Origin of the sequence: Alteromonas profundi, assembly GCF_010500865.1 — a bacterium.
Lineage (GTDB): Bacteria > Pseudomonadota > Gammaproteobacteria > Enterobacterales > Alteromonadaceae > Alteromonas > Alteromonas profundi.
The window spans coordinates 119,991-140,232 of the sequence record NZ_JAAAWN010000002.1 but is presented as its reverse complement, the minus strand read 5'-3'; the positions used below and the strand labels follow the sequence as shown (position 1 = coordinate 140,232).

Annotated in this window: 16 protein-coding genes; 8 read left to right on the top strand and 8 right to left on the bottom strand. The window is 46.0% G+C overall.

What is annotated here, in order from left to right; all coding sequences use genetic code 11:
• The first annotated feature begins 44 nt into the window (after positions 1–44).
• Positions 45–1,700 carry a flagellar assembly protein A gene (locus tag GTH32_RS02180; protein ID WP_163083597.1) on the top strand — a complete coding sequence of 552 codons (1,656 nt, stop codon included), beginning with the start codon at positions 45–47 and terminating at the stop codon, positions 1,698–1,700.
• 5 nt (positions 1,701–1,705) lie between these two features.
• Here the strand turns inward: GTH32_RS02180 and GTH32_RS02175 are convergent, their stop codons facing one another.
• The 4 genes from GTH32_RS02175 to GTH32_RS02160 all read right to left on the bottom strand — a co-directional run bounded on the left by GTH32_RS02175 (position 1,706) and on the right by GTH32_RS02160 (position 6,776).
• Positions 1,706–3,160, bottom strand: coding sequence for a diguanylate cyclase (locus GTH32_RS02175; RefSeq protein WP_246223110.1), 1,455 nt, complete (start codon positions 3,158–3,160; stop codon positions 1,706–1,708).
• 100 nt (positions 3,161–3,260) lie between these two features.
• Complete coding sequence (gene kynU, locus GTH32_RS02170) at positions 3,261–4,496, bottom strand: kynureninase (RefSeq protein ID WP_163083596.1); 1,236 nt, start codon at positions 4,494–4,496, stop codon at positions 3,261–3,263.
• Positions 4,497–4,502: 6 nt separating this feature from the next.
• Positions 4,503–5,399 (bottom strand): alpha/beta hydrolase, encoded by an 897-nt coding sequence (locus GTH32_RS02165; protein WP_163083595.1) that lies wholly within the window; start codon positions 5,397–5,399, stop codon positions 4,503–4,505.
• 201 nt (positions 5,400–5,600) lie between these two features.
• On the bottom strand, positions 5,601–6,776 hold the full coding sequence (locus tag GTH32_RS02160; RefSeq protein WP_163083594.1) for a thiolase family protein: 1,176 nt from the start codon (positions 6,774–6,776) through the stop codon (positions 5,601–5,603).
• Between the two features lie 254 nt (positions 6,777–7,030).
• Between GTH32_RS02160 and GTH32_RS02155 the strand changes: the two genes are divergently transcribed.
• The 6 genes from GTH32_RS02155 to GTH32_RS02130 all read left to right on the top strand — a co-directional run bounded on the left by GTH32_RS02155 (position 7,031) and on the right by GTH32_RS02130 (position 14,074).
• Positions 7,031–7,438: a MerR family transcriptional regulator gene (locus tag GTH32_RS02155; protein WP_163083593.1), complete on the top strand. Its 408-nt coding sequence runs from the start codon at positions 7,031–7,033 to the stop codon at positions 7,436–7,438.
• Positions 7,435–8,604 (top strand): isovaleryl-CoA dehydrogenase, encoded by a 1,170-nt coding sequence (locus GTH32_RS02150; protein WP_163083592.1) that lies wholly within the window; start codon positions 7,435–7,437, stop codon positions 8,602–8,604. The genes GTH32_RS02155 and GTH32_RS02150 overlap by 4 nt, the downstream gene beginning before the upstream one ends.
• 101 nt (positions 8,605–8,705) lie before the next feature.
• On the top strand, positions 8,706–10,313 hold the full coding sequence (locus GTH32_RS02145) for a carboxyl transferase domain-containing protein (RefSeq protein ID WP_163083591.1): 1,608 nt from the start codon (positions 8,706–8,708) through the stop codon (positions 10,311–10,313).
• 15 nt (positions 10,314–10,328) lie between these two features.
• Positions 10,329–11,123 (top strand): enoyl-CoA hydratase/isomerase family protein, encoded by a 795-nt coding sequence (locus GTH32_RS02140; RefSeq protein ID WP_163083590.1) that lies wholly within the window; start codon positions 10,329–10,331, stop codon positions 11,121–11,123.
• A complete protein-coding gene (locus GTH32_RS02135; RefSeq protein WP_163083589.1) occupies positions 11,120–13,156 on the top strand; it encodes an acetyl/propionyl/methylcrotonyl-CoA carboxylase subunit alpha in 2,037 nt (678 codons plus the stop codon). The genes GTH32_RS02140 and GTH32_RS02135 overlap by 4 nt, the downstream gene beginning before the upstream one ends.
• A gap of 12 nt (positions 13,157–13,168) precedes the next feature.
• Positions 13,169–14,074 carry a hydroxymethylglutaryl-CoA lyase gene (locus GTH32_RS02130; protein WP_163083588.1) on the top strand — a complete coding sequence of 302 codons (906 nt, stop codon included), beginning with the start codon at positions 13,169–13,171 and terminating at the stop codon, positions 14,072–14,074.
• A 146-nt stretch (positions 14,075–14,220) separates the two neighbouring features.
• On the opposite strand, the gene GTH32_RS02125 is transcribed toward GTH32_RS02130, so the two are convergent.
• Both GTH32_RS02125 and GTH32_RS02120 read right to left on the bottom strand, forming a co-directional pair.
• Positions 14,221–15,381, bottom strand: coding sequence for an MFS transporter (locus tag GTH32_RS02125; protein WP_163083587.1), 1,161 nt, complete (start codon positions 15,379–15,381; stop codon positions 14,221–14,223).
• A 128-nt stretch (positions 15,382–15,509) separates the two neighbouring features.
• A complete protein-coding gene (locus GTH32_RS02120) occupies positions 15,510–16,043 on the bottom strand; it encodes an SRPBCC family protein (protein ID WP_163083586.1) in 534 nt (177 codons plus the stop codon).
• A gap of 540 nt (positions 16,044–16,583) precedes the next feature.
• On the opposite strand from GTH32_RS02120, the gene glgC reads away from it, so the two are divergent.
• On the top strand, positions 16,584–17,864 hold the full coding sequence (gene glgC / locus GTH32_RS02115) for a glucose-1-phosphate adenylyltransferase (protein WP_163083585.1): 1,281 nt from the start codon (positions 16,584–16,586) through the stop codon (positions 17,862–17,864).
• Positions 17,865–17,874: 10 nt separating this feature from the next.
• Here glgC and GTH32_RS02110 read toward each other — a convergent pair whose 3' ends face one another.
• A complete protein-coding gene (locus GTH32_RS02110; RefSeq protein ID WP_163083584.1) occupies positions 17,875–18,681 on the bottom strand; it encodes an alpha/beta fold hydrolase in 807 nt (268 codons plus the stop codon).
• 95 nt (positions 18,682–18,776) lie between these two features.
• A complete protein-coding gene (locus GTH32_RS02105) occupies positions 18,777–20,132 on the bottom strand; it encodes a spinster family MFS transporter (RefSeq protein ID WP_163083583.1) in 1,356 nt (451 codons plus the stop codon).
• Positions 20,133–20,242: the final 110 nt, after the last annotated feature.

Genomic DNA, 20,242 nt, shown 5'->3' with positions numbered 1-20,242 from the left:
TAAAATAATAACAGACGTATGCTGCGCAGAGGAATCAAGTAGTCATGAACGGCGTTAAAATTAGCTTTGATAATACAAGAACTTACATAAACCTTACGCTTTCGCCCGCCGAATTCGACAAAGAAATCGATATGCGTGAAATTCAGTCTGAATTAAATAAGGGCGAAACAAAACGCGTATACATATCTGAATCTGCCTTAAAATCCGCCTGTGATACCGCCAATCATTATTTTAAAACTGCCGATGATAGCGTAGTAACAGAACGCATCGGTGAGCGCAAAAATGCTGAAGTAACCTTTCGCGTTAGTGAAGATGCTATGTCAGCGCAGCTTGTACTTACTACACCCTACGGCGGCAAAATGCCCAGTAAAAGTACAATTGCATCCTTAGCGGCGAAAAATAACATCCAACGTGGGTTAAGCAGCAAAGTTATAACCCAAGTAATAAAAGAAGCGAAAACTGCCCCGCCCGGTACAACGATAGAACGGGTGGTAGCGAAAGGCTTACCACCAAGAAATGGCCGTTCATCTCGCTTCATCCCTCTTGTTCCTAATGCGCTAGAACGGGTACTTAAGCCCCAGTCTGATGACGGCGAAAGGGTTGATATGCGTAACCTTGGCGAAGTGGTGTGTGTAAAAGCCAATGTGCCTGTATTACGCAGAACGGAACCTACTCGGGGGCGAACAGGTTTTACGGTTCGCGGCACAATAATTCCACCTATAGCCGGAGATTGGGTAGAGTTTAAAAAAGGCCACGGTACTGTTATCTCAGATTACGACCAAAATATTTTAGTTTCTAAAATTGCCGGTATGCCCAAGTACCAAAACCAAATTATGAACATTGACGATACTTATATTTGTAGTGGCGTTAATGTGGGTACTGGGCACGTTAACTACGAAGGCGCGGTATTGGTAAACGGTGATGTTACCGAAAAAATGGAAATTAAGGCGGCCGGCGATATAACCATTAACGGTTTTGTTGAGTCGGCCCGCATTGAGTCTGATGGGGATATTATTATTACCGAAGGCGCAATGGGTAAAGTCTTCGATAAGGGAAACGAGTTCAATTGTCAGCTTATTGCTGGTGGCAGTATCCATATACAACATGGTCAGGGTATCGATATACACTGTTCGGGTAACATCACCATAGGTAGACAATTGGCCTATAGTCGCCTGCGCTGTGGCGGAACAGTTACCGTTGGAAAGCTTGATAATCCAATGGGGAATTTGTTCGCATGTGAAATTATAAGCCATGGAAAAGTAGAAGCAGGCACCCTTGGGGCTATCTCAGGAAGCACCTTAAAGGTAGACTTCAGTCAGGGCTTCAACTTGTTGTTAGAACGAAAAGATAGCTTAGATGAATTATTAAAACAGTTGCGTGAAAACAACTCAAAGCACAAAGAAAAAATTGATATTTTAAAAAGTAAAAAGATACCTAAAGAACTCAGGCCAAAATTAGCCGATGCATTAGAGATGTTTAACAACGAAAATGCATTGCTACAGTGGATTGAAGCAAAAGTATCGGAAGTGAAACAGGCAAAAGTAGATTATCAGAATGAAATTAGACTGGTAGCCAATAAACGCCTTTATTCTGGCGTATCTGCGAAGCTTAATACCCGAACCTGGCGCTCAGAAAGAGAGTACGATCGCGCCATGGTTTACTTTGCCGAGCATCAATGGCACTACAACCCCATTACCTGATGGGGTTAGTCGGCAACCGCCACACGGTTCGCTCTTTGGCGTTTTGCCTGATATAACGCTTTGGTGGCACGCTCAATCCAATCAGAGAAGTTTTCTCCCTCTTTTAATTGCGCCAAGCCGATAGAGGCAACCATTTGCATGTCCGCCAATTCAGTATTTTTGTCAATGGCAGATAACAAACGATCGGCTAAAATTTGGCCTTCATCAAGATTGGTTTGCGGACATAACACCACTATTTGCCCCTCGGTATAACGGGAAACCACGTCAACTTCACGCACCGTTGCTAAGCATACCGATGCTAACGCTTTAAGGTACTGTTTTTTATGCGCATCATGGTTGTCTAGTCGGGGGTCTATACCTTGATACAGCTCTACTATAATCATAGAGGGCACTGTATGAAAGCGACGAAAGCGATATATCTCTTCTTCCGACTTTTGAATCATATGATTGCGATTGTACAGCCCGGTTAGCGTATCGTGGGCAGATAAAAATTCCAGTGTTCTATTCCGATCTAATAGGCTGGTTTGCAGCGATTCTATTTCGGCATTTTTTTGCCCCATTAACCGACCATGCGTATGCAAGGTGCGGTGTCGCCATACGAGAGTAAGAATAACGAAAATAATAAATAACAGCGTTACCGTTAACTTAAAATAGTCTTTGTGATAACGCACCTTAACGTTGTTCCATTGCCGATATATTTCCACCCTTTTCGACTCAGGTATTTGGTTAATGGCTTCATTTAAAATCGGAATGAGATGAGAGAAAGATTTTCTCACCCCAAAACTAAGGGAATCAAAAGGCTCTGCATAGCCTACAATATTCAAATTATTGATTTGTTGGTTGTTTAGGTGCGTGTTTACACTAAGTAGCGAGCCTACCATAACATCGAATTCACCCCGGGCTAATTGGGCTAAACCCTCACGCTCTGAGCGGATAAGTTTTAACCTTACGTCGGGGTAGTAACGACGGATATACTCAATCTGTCGATACCCCTTAACGATACCCACCAGGCGATTGCCTATACCCGCATAACCTTGCAATATAGGTGTACCCTCACGCGCCACTAAAATATTCGGCGCTGCAAAGTAAGGGATACTGAAATCAAGAAATTGCTTGCGGTAGTCAGATACGTTTAGCATAGATATCATCTGACACTTACCCGCTTGCACGTACTCCAAACTTTGTTGCCAACTTTCTGTGGGCACTAACTGGAAAGTTAACCCGGTTAGTTCTGCGACAATCTGCATATAATCGGCAGATATGCCTACGTGACTGCCGTTTCGAATAGCTTCATAAGGGGTCCATAGTGGGTCAATGCAATAGGTTATCGGAGCGTCGGTAGTATCTGCGTGGTGCGGGGTCTCCGTTTGGGCGCTCATTTGTGGATGTGCAGATGCCACACCCACTGAAAGAGCGAAAATGGCACTCACCAAAAAACCCAAATGCTTGAAAAAGTTCAAAAAAGTACCACCTGAAGCAATTATTAACCAAAAAACACTAAACCGTGTAGCAGTATCTTTGGTTATCCTTAAAAAAGCAATATGAACGGCCCTCAAATACTCATGTTACTTGCAATTTACTTTGGAATTCAGTGTTTAAGTACTGCTTTCCCGTCATAATCGCTGCAAGTTTTTCTACCGCTTGTTGCATATCAGTAAAACTAAGGTAAAGAGGCGCAAAACCAACTCTTAAAATATCTGGCGCTCTAAAGTCTGCTATAACGCCTTCACTGATCCACGCTTGGCAAATGGCATAAGCTTCATTGTGCCTAAATGCTAATTGGCTACCGCGCTCATCCTCTAAAGGACTAGCAAGGGGCAGAAGGTGCGCAATCTCACTACTCTCCAGTAAACTCAAAAACACCTGTTGCAACTTTTTCGACTTTATATCTAGCTCGCTCATAGACACATTATCAAATACACTCAGTGCCGCATCTAACACACTCATCGCAATAACACTGGGCGTACCACACAAGTTTTGCGCTACCGACGGATGTGGCTCATAGTCTGGCGTAAAGGCAAAGGGTGTCTTATGCCCCATCCAGCCAGATAAAGGTTGAGTGTAGTTGGCTTGATGGCGTTGGGCCACATAAATAAATGCGGGCGCCCCTGGCCCACCATTTAGGTATTTGTATGAGCACCCTACCGCAAAATCTACCTCGCACTCATCGAGCTTGACCTCAAACGCACCAGCACTGTGGGCGAGGTCCCACACTGTAAGTATGTCTTTTTCATGGGCAGCTGCGGTAATTGCTTGCATGTCTAGTTTACGCCCTGTACGAAAATTAACTTGGGTGAGCATCAAAGCCGCAATATCGTCAGTTAATTGACCTGCGATATTTTCTTCATCTAGGTAGCGAATTTCATATTCGCCCCCTAACTGCTTAACTAGCCCTTGGGCCATATAAATATCTGTGGGGAAGTTATCTTGCGTGGTGGCAATGACGAACCGTGAAGGTCGCATTGCTAACGCACCACTGAGTAACTTAAATACGTTCACCGATATAGTGTCACAGCACACCACTTGGTTTTCTTTTGCTCCTACTAGCCTTGCTATTTTATCACCCACACGGGCAGGCAAACTTATCCAATCATGTTGGTTCCAACTCGTTATAAGCCCTTTACCCCATTGCTGTTCTACCACTTCTCCGGCTCGTCGTTGCGCAACTTTAGGTAAAGGACCCAGTGAGTTACCGTCTAAATAAATGGTATTTTCAGGTAGCAAAAAAGCTTCACGGTACGACGCTAGCGTATCTTGTGAATCAAGGCGGGAAATAGTAGATTTTATTTGGTTCATAGCACACTAGTCTGTAAAAATTTGGTTTAAAAATACGGCAAAAGAAGGCGTTTGTGGGTGCAGCCAGTCAAAGTGACCGCCGCCGTTCACAATAATAATGGCCCCATCATAGCTTGCAGCCTGAGACACCGGCACTATCGCGTCTGTATCGCCTTGCAATAAAGTGATATTCAATGTATTAACCGCGTTTGCGGCCCGTGGCGTAGCGTCTTGATAAGCGTGTCTAATCTCTTTTGGCATTCCCCCCATAAAGCGCAAAGTGGCGGTTTGACAGCTATTGTCGCCAGCGGCATAGGCAGTAACATCGGTAATAGCTGCAAGACCAACGACCTTGTCTATGTTCGTCATGGCGGTGCTATCTTGCGCTGCCAATAGTGCTAGGTGGCCGCCGGCCGAATGTCCTACCAAGCTCACCTGAGTGGGGCTATTGTGCTGTTGCCAATAGGTATTTAACCGCGTAAGCGCTTGTTTTACGTCCTGCAAGCTGCCTGGCCACCCTCCTCCTAATTCTCCCACTCGCCTGTATTCAATAACATACGTATCAATACCTTGTTCTGCTAATGCCAAATAAAGCCCATTACCATGGGTATAATCATAGGCGTCGAGCCAACAACCGCCATGTATGTACACCACCGCTTTTTGACTATGGTTTGCTTTATTCTCCTGTAAATCAGCGGCGCTCTTTACATGGGCGGAGCTAGCGGCGCCTTTAGCGGGCATAGCTACCGCCTTCCATACAGAAATAAACTGTGACGGATGGGCGCCGTAGGTTAACGAGAAATTTGCCTTTTTAGAAGGCAGTGAAAGAAGATCTTGATAAGCGATGTTAGCAGGTGGTGAGGTTTCACTTGCCATCACAGGAAAAACTAAAGCCATTAAGCACAAACGAACCAGCGCAATCATTGAATAAGTAAACCTTGCTTGGGGTTGGGGTATTTAACCATAAATGGCACCCTTGCAGGTGCCATTTTTTTGTAGTGCTATTTTTCTACGACCTACTTTAATCATGCCATTTGTAACTAGAGGCCGTTATTTCGTCTATATCGTTCATTTTGTGCGCTAACTTTTTTTCGCGCTCGCTTTAAGAATATAAACACGTTGCCATTAGGCTAATTCAACCGCTAAGGCAACGCCTTCGCCGCCCCCAATACATAATGACGCAATACCTTTTTTACCCCCTTGCTGCTTCAAAGCGTGAAGCAAGGTGACTAAGATCCTGGCGCCCGATGCTCCAATAGGATGGCCAAGGGCGCAGGCTCCCCCTTTAACATTCACCTTTTTCTCATCAAGGCCCAAGTGGCGAATGGCCATCATAGTAACCATGGCAAACGCCTCATTAATCTCAAATAAATCGACTTCATCTTTGTCCCAGCCGGCTTTTTCTAGCACTTTTTGCATAGCCCCTACTGGGGCAACCGTAAAGTTTTCAGGCTCTATTGAATGTGTAGCGTGAGCAACTACCTTCGCTAGTGGCGTCAACCCTAATGACGAAGCCTTAGACTCACTCATCACCAATAAGGCAGCGGCACCATCAGAGATTGAGCTAGAATTTGCGGCTGTAACCGTGCCATCTTTTTTAAATGCTGGGCGAAGAGAAGGTATTTTTTCCGGTCGGGCGTTACTTGGGCCTTCATCGGTATCAACAATAACGTCACCTTTACGGGTTGTTATTTTTACTTCTACAATTTCGTCGCTAAACCCGCCACTATTTATTGCTTCATTCGCTTTTGACAAAGAGCTAAGTGCAAAATCATCCATTTCGCCACGGCTAATATTTTGTTCATCTGCCGTAGCTTGGGCAAAACAGCCCATAGCCTTTCCGTCATAGGCATTTTCAAGCCCATCTAGCATCATGTGATCAAGTACTTGCCCATGGCCCATACGGTATCCGCTGCGTGCCTTAGGTAACAAATAAGGCGCATTACTCATACTTTCCATACCCCCAGCTACAACGGCTTGTGCGCTACCTGCCTTAATTAGATCGCTGGCGAGCATGACAGCTTTTAAGCCTGAGCCGCACACTTTATTGATAGTGGTTACACCTGCACCTAGCGGCAACCCAGCGGCTAGCGATGCCTGACGCGCGGGCGATTGACCGAGCCCCGCGGGTAAAACGCAGCCCATGATAACTTCATCGATGTGCTCGCCCTCAACACCTTCGCAGCAAGATTTTATAGCAGAAGCCCCTAAGTCTGTGGCTGAAACCGCCGCAAGGCTACCGTTAAACCCACCCATAGGGGTGCGTTTCGCTGACACTATAACAATTGATTCATTACTCATACCGTATCCCTTAACTATCAAAAACAATGATTTAGAACCCGTAAACCCGCTTCGCGTATACAAAAGTAGACACCCATTTACCGGCAAAACTTTTACCATCAACGTGAAAAATTGACGTTAGCAAAATGTTACTTTACCTTAACGTAAAATGTAATTAACGTTAACGTAAACCTCTATGTTACGAGTGTCAACATTCGCTGCCAGCCGAGTTCAAAAACGGCGCTGTGGTGAAAAACAACAATAAGGTAGGTGTAATGAGTACCCCCAATAACGATCCCACCTATGCAATTGGTGAATTAGCTCGCGAGTTCGATATTACTCCTCGTACCATTCGATTTTACGAGGAACAAGGTTTATTAAGCCCCACCCGTACTGGACAAAACCGCGTTTACGATAATAAAGATCGCGTACGGTTAAAACTTATTTTACGGGGCAAACGCTTAGGCTTTTCGTTAGCAGAAGTAAAAACCCTTTTCGACATGTATGACAGCAACCCAAATTCTGCCGTACAGCTTGAGGCCATGCTGGCTATGACCGAGCAAAAGCGTGCCGTGCTAAACCAACAACTCGAAGATATAAAAATGCTAATGACAGAGTTAGACGACGTTGAGGCACGCTGTATTGAGGAACTAGAACAACTAAAACGAGGAACTATTGCATGAACACGTCTTACCCTACATTAAATTTTGGTCTTGGCGAAGACATCGATATGTTGCGCGACCAAGTGTATCAATTTGCCCAAAACGAAATAGCGCCGCTGGCCGAGCACGCCGACAATGACAATCAGTTTCCCAATGCCCTTTGGCCGAAATTAGGTGAAATGGGCCTATTAGGGGTAACAGTGTCAGAACAGTATGGGGGGTCAGACATGGGCTACCTTGCCCATACAGTGGCAATGGAAGAAGTAAGCCGCGCGTCTGCCGGTATCGGTTTAAGCTACGGTGCTCACTCTAATTTATGTGTGAATCAAATTTACAGTAACGGTAATGACGCTCAGCGGGAAAAGTACCTCCCTAAACTGGTATCAGGGGAACATATCGGTGCGCTTGCCATGAGCGAACCGAACGCCGGTTCAGATGTGGTTAGTATGAAGTTGCGCGCAGAAAAACGTGGCGATAAATACATTTTAAACGGCAACAAAATGTGGATCACAAACGGCCCGGACGCACACACTTTTGTCATTTACGCGAAAACCGCCCCCTCAGCAGGTGCTCGTGGCATTACCGCCTTTATTGTAGAGCATGATTTTCCCGGCTTTAGTCGTGCTCAAAAGCTCGACAAACTCGGCATGCGTTCATCAAATACCTGCGAACTGGTATTTGAAGACTGTGAAGTGCCCGTTGAAAACATTCTTGGCCGAGAAGGCGAAGGCGTACGCGTTCTTATGAGCGGGCTCGACTACGAACGTCTTGTACTTTCTGGCGGGCCTTTAGGCATTATGCAAGCCTGTATGGATGTGGTAGTGCCTTATATCCATGACCGTGAACAGTTTGGACAGTCAATTGGGCAATTCCAGTTAGTACAAGGCAAAGTAGCCGATATGTATACCCAAATGAATGCCGCTCGTGCTTACGTTTATACGGTGGCTAAGTCGTGCGATCGCGGTGAAACCACACGCAAGGATGCTGCCGGTGCAATTTTGTACTCTGCTGAACTGGCCACAAAAATGGCGCTTGATGCGATACAACTATTAGGCGGCAACGGGTATATCAATGAATACCCTACCGGTCGACTACTGCGCGATGCCAAGTTGTACGAAATTGGCGCAGGCACCTCGGAAATTCGCCGGATGCTCATTGGCCGCGAGCTATTTAACGAGTCAAAGTAGGCGCTTCAATTTTAGCGGCGCAAAAGGTAGCCATTAGTGGCCACCCAAACGACAGAAATTATCAAAGGCGCCTAAATGGTGCTGAACATTCAGGAGGGGGTATGCCCGTTCTACGTTCGAAAATAAATACCAAAGCAGAGGCGTTCGAAGTAAACGCTAAGCACATGCAATCGTTGGTAGATGACCTAGCCGAAAAAGTAAAACAAATTGCATTAGGCGGCGGTGAAAAAGCAGCCCAGCGCCATGTTTCGCGGGGAAAACTTCTCCCCCGTGATCGTATTAATGCGTTACTTGACGCAGATACCCCGTTTTTAGAAATTGGCCAGTTGGCGGCACTCGATGTGTACGATGATTATGTTCCCTGTGCAGGGGTTATCGCTGGTATCGGCCGCGTTTCTGGCATTGAATGTATGATTGTGGCGAACGATGCCACAGTGAAAGGGGGCACCTATTATCCCCTTACGGTTAAAAAGCACCTGCGTGCTCAAACCATCGCCGAACAAAACCACTTACCATGTATCTATTTAGTCGATTCTGGGGGGGCTAACCTCCCCCGCCAAGATGACGTTTTCCCAGATAGAGAACATTTCGGCCGCATCTTTTTTAACCAAGCGAATATGTCGGCCAAAAATATTCCGCAGATTGCCGTGGTTATGGGCTCATGTACAGCCGGTGGTGCCTATGTTCCGGCCATGGCCGATGAAAGTATTATCGTAAAAGAACAAGCAACTATCTTTTTAGGGGGGCCACCGTTAGTAAAAGCGGCCACGGGGGAAGTGGTTTCAGCAGAAGACCTAGGAGGCGGAGATGTCCATACCCGTATTTCGGGTGTTGCCGATCATCTTGCGAATAATGATCACCATGCCCTATCGCTGGCACGCAATGCTGTATCCCGCCTTAACCGCCCAACAATAAACAAAGTTGCAGCCCAAGAGATAAAACCTCCGCGCTATGCCAGTGAAGAAATTTACGGCATTGTTCCGGCTGACAGCAAACAAACCTACGATGTGCGTGAAATTATCGCACGTATTGTTGATGACTCTGATTTTGACGAGTTTAAGTCATTATATGGCACCACCTTGGTATGTGGGTTTGCCAAAATTTTTGGTTACCCGGTAGGTATCGTGGCTAACAACGGTATCTTATTTGGCGAGAGCGCGCTAAAAGGCGCCCATTTCGTTGAGCTTTGTGCAAAACGCAAAATTCCTTTGGTGTTCCTGCAAAATATTACTGGCTTTATGGTGGGTAAACAGTATGAACACGGAGGTATTGCTAAACACGGTGCTAAAATGGTGACTGCCGTAGCGTGTGCCAACGTCCCTAAACTTACTGTTCTTATCGGGGGCAGTTTTGGCGCAGGTAACTATGGTATGTGTGGTCGTGCTTACGACCCTAGGTTCTTATTTATGTGGCCCAATGCGCGTATTTCGGTAATGGGCGGCGAACAAGCGGCAGGCGTACTTGCCCAAGTGAAACGCGACCAAAAAAACCGCGCGGGTGAAAGCTGGAACGAAGCCGAAGAACAAGCGTTTAAGCAACCGGTTATCGATACCTACGAAAAACAAGGCCACCCTTATTATGCCTCGGCCCGCTTATGGGACGATGGCGTCATCGACCCCGCTGACACCCGTTTAGTGTTAGGACTTTCCCTTTCTGCCTCACTTAATAAACCAATTGAAGACACCACCTTTGGTGTGTTCCGCATGTAAACAAGGAGTTGAATAATGGAACAAGCCGTAACCTATAATGTGGACCATCGGGGTGTGGCGTTTGTCACACTAAGTCGTGCTGATAAACATAACGCCTTTAATGACGACATGATAAATACGTTAAGTACGTATTTTAACCAAGCGGGCAACGATAGCAACGTTCGTGCTGTGGTACTTCAGGCCGAAGGAAAAAGCTTTAGTGCCGGCGCCGATCTTAACTGGATGAAACAAATGGCCAGTTTTAGTGAAACGCAGAATCATCGTGATGCAATGAACCTTGCCACTATGCTGAACACCTTGTACACCTTGCCTAAACCGACGATAGCGCGGGTACAAGGTGCCGCGTTTGGCGGTGCGGTGGGTCTTATCGCCTGCTGTGACATTGCCATTGGTAGTAAGCTAAGTAAGTTTTGTCTTAGCGAAGTACGAATTGGTCTTATCCCCGCCACAATCAGCCCGTATGTTATTGAAGCAATGGGCGCTCGGGTATGTCGTCGCTACTTCCAAACAGCAGAGGTATTTTCTGCTCGACGAGCGCGCCGCTTAGGTCTACTCAGTGAAGCCGTAACTGAGGACGAACTGGACAGTACTATTGATGAGATACTTACTCAAATACTTAAAAATGGCCCGCAGGCTGTCGCGCAAGCAAAATCCTTAGTGCAAGAGGTGGCAGCCAAACCTATCACTGCTACCTTACTTGATGAAACAAGCCGCAGTATTGCGCAAATTCGCGTATCGCCCGAAGGCCAAGAAGGCTTGTCAGCCTTTTTGGAGCGACGGTTAGCGAAGTGGCAGGAGACGACCCAATGATTTCAAAACTTTTAATTGCTAATCGCGGCGAAATAGCCTGCCGAGTTATTGAAACGGCAAAAAAGTTAGGTATACAAACCGTTGCCGTGTATTCCGAGGCTGACGCTAATGCCCGTCATGTGGCCATGGCCGATGAAGCCGTGTTACTTGGCCCTGCGCCGTCAAAAGACAGTTATTTAAAAGGCGATAAAATTTTAGCCAAAGCAAAAGCATTAAACGTAGATGCCATTCACCCTGGCTATGGATTTTTATCAGAAAATGCGGAATTCGCGAAAGCATGCCAACAACAGGGCGTTATTTTTGTCGGCCCCCCTGCCAGTGCTATTGAAGCTATGGGGTCTAAATCTGCTGCCAAACGGATTATGCAAGAGGCAGGTGTTCCCTTAGTTCCTGGCTATCATGGTGACGACCAAGACGAAGCCACACTTAAAGCATCTGCAGATGAAATGGGCTACCCCGTATTGTTGAAAGCCGCCGCGGGCGGTGGTGGTAAAGGTATGCGCCAGGTGTGGAGTGAAAAAGCGTTTACGCAAGCCTTAAATGCGGCGAAGCGCGAGTCTATGGCGAGTTTTGGTGATGACCATATGTTGGTTGAAAAGTACCTTACCCGCCCCCGACATGTGGAAATTCAAGTATTCTGCGACAGCCTGGGGAATGGGGTGTATTTATTTGAACGAGATTGTTCCGTTCAGCGTCGCCATCAAAAAATTATAGAAGAAGCCCCTGCTCCAAATATGCCCGAAGGCACCCGAGAAAAGATGGGGGAAGCCGCCTTAAAAGCCGCCAAGGCAATTAATTACGAAGGTGCAGGTACGGTTGAATTTTTACTGGATGAAGATGGTTCATTCTATTTCATGGAAATGAATACTCGCCTTCAGGTAGAGCACCCTGTAACTGAAATGATTACCGGTGAAGATTTAGTAGAGTGGCAACTCGCCGTAGCCGAAGGCAAGCCCTTACCCAAACAGCAAAATGAACTTAAACTCAAAGGACATGCCTTTGAAGCGCGTATTTATGCCGAAGATCCGGACAATGACTTTCTTCCGTCTACCGGTAATTTAGCCCTACTTAGCCCTCCGCCCACCAGCAACCTAGTGCGGGTAGATACCGGCGTTCTACAAGGTGACGATGTAACGGTTTACTACGACCCTATGATTGCCAAGCTTGTGGTTTGGGGTGAACACCGAGATAGTGCGCTACAGCGGCTTTATCGCGCATTGGGCGATTATCACATTAGTGGGGTAACCACGAATATCAATTTCCTAAAAAAAGTGGCCAACTGTGAGCCGTTTAAGCGCGCGCAGTTAACCACCACCTTTATTGAGCAAAATAGCCAAGTACTCAATATGAATGTGGGCGTTGATGTTTCAGCACAGCTACCGGCAATGGCACTACTTAGTGTGCTTTCCCGCCGTGAAGGTCACAACAACACGATAGCAACTAATGCCGCAGACACACACCAAGATACGGTGTCTGTATGGGATTTAGCGGGTTCATGGCGAGTAAATAGTTACTACAGTGAGACGCTTAACTTTTTAGTTGAAGAGCGCGAATACACGGTGGTCGTTACTCACCTTGTAGCTAAAAACAGCCATGAGAGCCCCCGCTATCGCGTTTCTACCGCTACCGGCGAATACACAGTAAGTGGCAGCTTAAATAACCATGTACTTATTGCCTACATTAACGACGAACGAAGCCGCTTTAGTGTGTCTCATGTTGGCAATGAATATGGCCTATATAGCCAAAACACCCAAGTTAGCTATAGCTTACAGCATCCCGATTTAGGAGGCGATCATAGCGCTCATGGCGATAGCGAATTAACTGCGCCCATGAACGGTACTATTGTTGCGCATTTAGTGGCTAAGGGCGACAAGGTTGGTGCAGGCGATCCGCTTTTGGTTATGGAGGCGATGAAGATGGAGCACAGTATTTGCGCACCGTCTAATGGCTCGGTAACTGAGTTCTTCTATCAACCTGGCGAACTGGTTGATGGCGGCGCTGTGTTATTTGAGTTTGAACCCGATAGCGAATAACAGGTAAAAACGATGGCATTACCGAAAAAAGTCAGGCTGGTTGAAGTAGGGCCTAGAGACGGCTTACAAAACGAAAAGGCCGTGTTGTCAGTCGATAACAAGGTAACCTTGGTGGAGCTGCTTGCTAAAAGCGGCTTAAGCTATATCGAAGCAGGCAGCTTCGTGTCGCCCAAATGGGTTCCACAAATGGCAAATTCCAACGAGGTATTTGACAAAATAGAACGCCAGCCGCATACCACGTACACAGCGCTTACGCCTAATATGAAGGGGCTTGAGGCCGCGCTAGAAAGTGGCGTAGATGAAGTGGCCATTTTTGGTTCGGCTTCTGAATCGTTTTCACAGAAAAACATTAACTGCTCAATTGATGAGAGCTTAGCCCGGTTTGACGATGTTACGCGGGCGGCGCTAGAAAAAGGCATGAAAGTGCGAGGGTATGTATCCTGCGTAATGGGGTGCCCTTATGAAGGGCAAATAGCCCCCCAAGCTGTGCTTAATGTATCGCGTAAGCTTTTAGATATGGGCTGTTATGAAGTTTCTTTAGGTGACACCATAGGAGTGGGAACGCCCTATCATACCAAACAGCTACTTGAGGTTATTACCCCTCATATCGATGCTAATGCCATAGGTGTGCACTTCCATGATACCTATGGGCAAGCGCTGGCCAATATTTACGCCGCATTAGAATTTGGTATTGCCAGTATCGATAGTGCTATTGCCGGGCTTGGCGGCTGCCCTTATGCTAAAGGCGCGAGTGGCAATGTAGCCAGCGAAGATGTACTTTACATGCTTGACGGTATGGGCATCGAAACGGGGGTGGACATGCAAGGGCTGCTGCGCGCTAGCCACTACATTACAAAGGTCATTGGCCGCCCACCTATGTCAAAAGTGGCTAATGCGCTGATGGTAAAAAATCCATAGCGAAGGAATAATATCCCCCCTATAGGCCTGCTTGAAACATATGAATTTTGATAGCGTTTATGTGTGTGGTAGGCAGGCCTATCATTGCGCCCTGCCTGCGCCTTCGTTAATAAGCTTATTTATAGGCGTATGTGCTCTAAATACGGTTACTTTTCCTTTGGTAACAGTAATGTCGCAGCTATAGCAACCACCAGCATAGTGGTCATTACGTAGACCACCGAAAAATTAATGAACGATGAAAGTACAGCGTATAAGCTACCAAAGCCAAGTAAAATTACGCCAATCGCCGTATTTGAAAAGCCTACTAGTTCAGTTCTATCTTGCCCTTCTTTAACATCTAAGCTATAGGTTTGCCGGCCTGTACGTACCCCCGCATGCGCGATAGAAAGTAATAAAAATAGCCCAGATGAGAGCCACAAAGAGTGTTGACTAAAGGTTAATAACCCCACGCAGGCACTAAGTGCTATAGCACCGGCAATTTGCAGGGTAAGCCGCGCACTTTTATCAGCAACCGCCCCCCACAAAAAAGAAGATAACAAGGTAGCTGTTGCCTGAGCGGCTAAATACATAGGCAGCAATGCCTTCGCATCTTCGCCACTTTCTAACATAAAATAGGGCGCGACAAGCGCGGTATGTACATAAAGCCCGCGCACGAAAACAAAGGTGTAGACTGTCCTGTCGAATCGCCAATGCAGCAAGCCTTTTGCTTCGCTGGTGTCAGAATCTACATAGGTTTTTTGCGGCCATAGACAAACTAACGTGATGATAAATGCGAGCGCGGCGGCGGCAATTAATCCATAAACGGCATATTCTTGTTGCTCTGGTTTAAAATAACTAAGGGGAACCGCTATACCCAGAGTCATTAACCCTGAGGCAGTAGACGCCATACCCACAAGCCGCCCTCGTTCGCCCTTTTGTGCAACATCAGCTTGTATATCTTTTACCGTAAGCGAACAGGCAGAACGTCCTAGGCTCAATAAAACAAGGGCAGCTATTACAACCGCGCCTGCTGCCACTGGGGGAGATATAAACGCGGCGGCCAATATGCTACATACTGCGGCTATTTGCACAGCCATGCCCAAACGCCACACGTTATGACGGCTTCGTTGTTTGCGTAAATAAGCGCTGATTAATACTTGAGGAAGGAGCGCGCCTGATTCTCGAATGGGTACTAACCAAGCAATCATCCAAGCCGGCGCACCTAAGGTAATTAATAACGCAGGTAAGGTGGTTTTTGCCGATGCGAGTATATCTGCGAGCTTGTTAAATGCCAGTGCTGCAATAAGTCTACGTTTGTTGTTCGCCATCTAGGTGGTTTTACTCTACGAATTCGCTCTAAACGCAGGCCTTAGCCTGCGCATCAATAAACCTAAAAAGCATAGCATTAGTGCTAGGTTTGGGAAATATTTCCCCTGTTACCCGCGATTAGAAGGCGTTAGTGCTGATTCTCCACAACGGTTTTCAGGTTTTCTAATCCCAATTCGAAATCTGGGCCAATAAGATCATCCATAAAGAGCACAAAATAGCGATCAATGGGGTTATTGCCTACACCACCCTCATCTTTCCACGAAACTACAGTGCCATTTTGATCTGGCGTAAGCGTTAGCGTTCCCGTTGAACCCATATCAAATTCGGGAAAATAGAGGCGATAGACAACTTGTTTATTATGGTCAAGTTGAGTAATCTCCATTTCACCACTGCCTTCACTCACACTTTGCCATTGAGAACGCATTCCTATGGCTCTATCAGGGCCCTGATAACTAATAACCATGTCTGGGTCTCGGGTGAACCACACGCCCCATTGCTGCCATGCCTTAAGGTCAACAATATGAGGGTAAATGTCTTTAGGGTGGGCGTCTATAACCACAGTACGTTCTACACTAAATTCTTTAGGGAGAAAAAAACCTGCGATAATCACTAGCGCAATTAACACACCTATACCTGCCAATAGCTTCTTTAAAACACCCATCTTCACCTCCATTTTTTATGCACATGGCGTTATGTACATGGTTTTATGTATTTGGCTATATCTATCTGAATCTATCTATTTGGCTTTATCTCTTTGAGCAAGATAACATTTATTTAACAATTCGTGCTAGTGTTATCATCTCTTACGCCAACTCATTCACCAATGGAATAAAATATTTCTGTTTAGGCTAAGAACATAAAATGTGCAAAAATTACCCTATAGGCCCCCCTCGATTTCCGGCACATTGGCTACAATAAGCATAAAAATACCCCTCTTTCGCTGCAAAATTAATAAAAAGCAAAGAATTAACTTTATTCGCTAATGTTGATCTAAACTAACAAATATTACTATTTTTTAACAAGCTTGCTTAAATCCTCGTGGCAATCTATTTATTCTTGTGTAATATGGACTTAGGTGATTACACAAATCGTTTTTCTTAGCCTAGAAATACGATTTCTGCCCCTTTATCGGATTACTTTAGTCCTTAATATACACTCACCGACACTGCAGTTTTGTGTCTCACTTACGGAGAAATAAGATATGGCAGATAACAGTTCACGCTATATCAGTAACCTGACTCGCGATACCTATGCACTTATTCTTGCTGGCGGTAAAGGGTCTAGACTGCATGAACTGACAACATGGCGCGCAAAACCTGCGCTTTATTTTGGCGGTAAATTTCGCATCATCGACTTCCCCCTTTCAAATTGTATTAATTCAGGTATAAGGCGGGTTGGCGTAGTTACTCAGTATAAATCTCACTCACTCATTCGTCATTTAGTTCGTGGTTGGGGACACTTTAGAAAAGAACTAGGCGAATCCATCGAAATTCTTCCCGCGTCACAGCGCTTTTCAGACAATTGGTATGAAGGGACAGCAGACGCCGTATTCCAAAATATAGATATCATCCGTGATGAGCTTCCCAAGTACGTCATGATCTTATCTGGCGATCATATTTATCGAATGGATTACGGTACCATGCTAGCTCACCATAAAGAGTCTGGCGCGAAGATGACAGTGTCGTGCATGTCAGTTCCCATTGAAGAAGCGGCAGGCGCCTTTGGCGTAATGTCCGTAGATGAAGACTACCGAATTAAGGGGTTCGAAGAAAAGCCTGAGCACCCTACCCCATTGCCCAATGACAGCACACGCTGCTTAGCATCGATGGGGAATTATGTATTTGATACCGAGTTCTTATTCGAACAATTGCGCCGTGATGCTGAGCAGTCGGGTTCACAGCGCGATTTCGGTAAAGATATTATCCCTTCAATTATCGAAGAACATCCGGTGTATGCGTTTCCGTTTGAAAGTGGCGAAAACGAAGAAAAAGTTTATTGGCGTGATGTGGGCACAATAGACTCTTTTTGGGAAGCTAACATGGAAATGGTAGCCCCGGTGCCACAGTTAAATCTTTACGACCAAAAATGGCCAATTTGGACGTATCAGGAACAACTCCCCCCCGCTAAATTTGTATGGGAAGATAACGATAGGCGGGGTGAAGCCATTAACTCTGTTGTCTCTGGTGGCTGTATTATTTCTGGGTCCACGTTACGTCGTTCAATTTGTTTTTCTAATGTAAGAGTTCACTCTTTTGGTACAGTAGAGGACGCAGTACTGCTTCCCGATGTTGAAATTAAACGCAACTGCAAACTGCGCAAAGTGGTGATAGATCGCGGCTGCGTCGTGCCCGAAGGGTCAATCATTGGTTTTAACCACGATGAAGATAGAGCACGTGGTTTTAGGGTATCAGAGAAAGGAGTAGTGCTAGTTACCCGAGAAATGTTAGGGCAACCGGTAGGTGGCCTAAATCCGAGCGCTTGAAGCAAGGCAACTAGCCATTACTCCATGATGACAAGGTGGTTGTGATCAATTCAGCCACTTTGTCAGGGTGCTCTAAGGGAAACATATGGCCCCCAGCAACCGTTTGATGGGTCATTTTATTCTGCTTCATTAGTCTTTTATACATAGCAGGTTTACATACCAAACTTTGCTGTCCGGTAGCAATAACGGCAGGGCACTGTAACTTGCCCGCAAACTTGCCTAGGTTATGCGGTACATTCCTAAATAGCGCAGCTTCTACATCGGCCTTAAAGGTCAGCGATGCTACCTCTCCTTTTTGTTGTATTACCGCATTCACATAGTCGCGTATGCAACGTTTATCCATACTACGAAAAAGGCCTTTGTTTTTAAAATAAGCATCCATATCCGTACCCGCTGGCCATTGGGTTTTTCGTCCTTCTGCCAACTTTGCTGGCGTAAGTTTATCTATGAGCGGGGTTTTCTTAGCAAACCTGAAAAAGTGACTCATTGGCCCTACCACTAATGGCGGGTCGAGCATTATAAGCCCACGAAATAAATGCGGCGCTTCACACGCTGCCATATAGGATATGACGGCACCAAAAGAGTGGCCCACCGCAAACACGCCTTTCGGGTCGGTATTGGTGCGTTCCACATGCTCAATTAACTCGTTCACCTGATTACGCCAGTTTTTATTCACCGGTAACCGGGGATCATGCCCAAACTTCTCTACGTGTATACGATGAAACGATTCAGGCAAATAAGAAAATAGCGTGTTATAGCTGGCAGCTGGAAACCCGTTTGCATGGGCAAAATGAAAACTCAACGATGGGGTGGACAAGGGTGAACTCCTTTCACTGACGTGAACCGCCTTTAAAATAAAATAACAAAAAAGGGCCGTTCAACCAGCCCTTTTACCACTGTGCGAAGATAATACTACAGGCCTCGAGACTCTGCCATTTTCCAATCTTTCACTATTTTAGTACTCGTCCATAAAAACACCGCGATGGATAAACCATAGGGAATTAACAAATAAAGTAGCGCAGTGCGCAGTGCTTCAACTTCCCCTAACGAGGGCACCAACGCTTGGCTAATAATGCCAGTAAGAGTAGGCCCGCCACCAAGCGCAATAATATTTAGCACGAAAAAGAACAGCGCAGTAGACATAGCCCTTACGTTAATGGGAGCAAGGGTTTGTGCCATTGCAAAACTAGGCCCTAAATAAGAACCGCTGGTAAACAGTAAAAAGCCCATAAGCCCTACTGATAACCATAGCTCTTCTACTTGTAACGAGAAGTAGAATGCCGGCATGCCAATAATTAATGCGAAAGCCGGCAGTAAGGCATAGGCTTTTTTATTCACTTTGCCCCATCTATCGGCAATATACCCACCTAACCATACACCCAAGGCATAAGCGGTACCGTTGATAATACCAAATACAATAAGTAGCAAGGTAATATCTAAGCCAGCAAAAGCACGTACATAATAATCGATGATCCAGGTGGAAATAGCATAGTTACCAAAAGAGCCAAATGAAATGCCTAGCGCCATTCCCCACCACGTGGGTATTTTAAGTAACGACTTCAATGACGAGGTTACACTAGGCTTATTTTTTTCAGCAACGCCGAGCGCTGCGCCAGGCTCTGTAGCAGGGGCTATGGATGTTGTACGCGTAGGTTCCTTAATAGTAAATTTAAGCAAAAGTGCTAACAGCACCCCAGGTAAGCCAACGCTTAACATTACCGTGCGCCAATCGGCGGAGCCTCCTTGTAGAAAGAATGCCGAGGCGAAAAACGCCAACATAACGCCAAACGGAATGCCCAGCGAATAAATAGCCAAGGCCCCTGCCCGTTTCTCTTTAGGGAACAGGTCTGAAATAATGCTGTGCGAAGGAGGGCTACCGCCTGCTTCACCAATACCTACGCCTATGCGGGCAATGGCTAATTGTAAGTAGTTTCCTGCCAAACCCGACGCTGCGGTAAACCCACTCCATAGGGTTAATGATATGGCGATGATATTTACTCTACTGTAGCGGTCGGCAAGCCACGCGATAGGAATACCCATCACGGTATACAGTAGCGCAAAATAAATGCCTTTAAGCCAGCCTAACTGGGCATCGTCTAACCCTAAGTCTGCTTTAATGAATGGCGATAAAATACCGATGATTTGCCTATCAATAAAGTTAAAGGCGTACACCAGCGTAAGCACAAACAATACGTAGTTTCTGTAACCGCGCGAAGGGCTGCTGCTGTGCTGCGCTATTTCAATCGCGTCAACCTGAGTTTGAGCCATACCAATCCCTTTTAAGTGTAATGAATCATCAGTTTACGCAGCAGGTTAATCGAATAACAACTTATTGTTAGTTATTTGTTAACATAAAGAGAAGTGTTAACCCACGCTTT

Bases quoted from the DNA above. Each gene is read 5' to 3' on its own strand.
- GTH32_RS02180 (WP_163083597.1), top strand. From the start codon at position 45: ATGAACGGCGTTAAAATTAGCTTTGATAATACAAGAACTTACATAAAC.
- kynU (WP_163083596.1), bottom strand. From the start codon at position 4,496: ATGAACCAAATAAAATCTACTATTTCCCGCCTTGATTCACAAGATACG.
- GTH32_RS02165 (WP_163083595.1), bottom strand. From the start codon at position 5,399: ATGATTGCGCTGGTTCGTTTGTGCTTAATGGCTTTAGTTTTTCCTGTG.
- GTH32_RS02160 (WP_163083594.1), bottom strand. From the start codon at position 6,776: ATGAGTAATGAATCAATTGTTATAGTGTCAGCGAAACGCACCCCTATG.
- GTH32_RS02155 (WP_163083593.1), top strand. From the start codon at position 7,031: ATGAGTACCCCCAATAACGATCCCACCTATGCAATTGGTGAATTAGCT.
- GTH32_RS02150 (WP_163083592.1), top strand. From the start codon at position 7,435: ATGAACACGTCTTACCCTACATTAAATTTTGGTCTTGGCGAAGACATC.
- GTH32_RS02145 (WP_163083591.1), top strand. From the start codon at position 8,706: ATGCCCGTTCTACGTTCGAAAATAAATACCAAAGCAGAGGCGTTCGAA.
- GTH32_RS02140 (WP_163083590.1), top strand. From the start codon at position 10,329: ATGGAACAAGCCGTAACCTATAATGTGGACCATCGGGGTGTGGCGTTT.
- GTH32_RS02135 (WP_163083589.1), top strand. From the start codon at position 11,120: ATGATTTCAAAACTTTTAATTGCTAATCGCGGCGAAATAGCCTGCCGA.
- GTH32_RS02130 (WP_163083588.1), top strand. From the start codon at position 13,169: ATGGCATTACCGAAAAAAGTCAGGCTGGTTGAAGTAGGGCCTAGAGAC.
- GTH32_RS02125 (WP_163083587.1), bottom strand. From the start codon at position 15,381: ATGGCGAACAACAAACGTAGACTTATTGCAGCACTGGCATTTAACAAG.
- GTH32_RS02120 (WP_163083586.1), bottom strand. From the start codon at position 16,043: ATGGGTGTTTTAAAGAAGCTATTGGCAGGTATAGGTGTGTTAATTGCG.
- glgC (WP_163083585.1), top strand. From the start codon at position 16,584: ATGGCAGATAACAGTTCACGCTATATCAGTAACCTGACTCGCGATACC.
- GTH32_RS02105 (WP_163083583.1), bottom strand. From the start codon at position 20,132: ATGGCTCAAACTCAGGTTGACGCGATTGAAATAGCGCAGCACAGCAGC.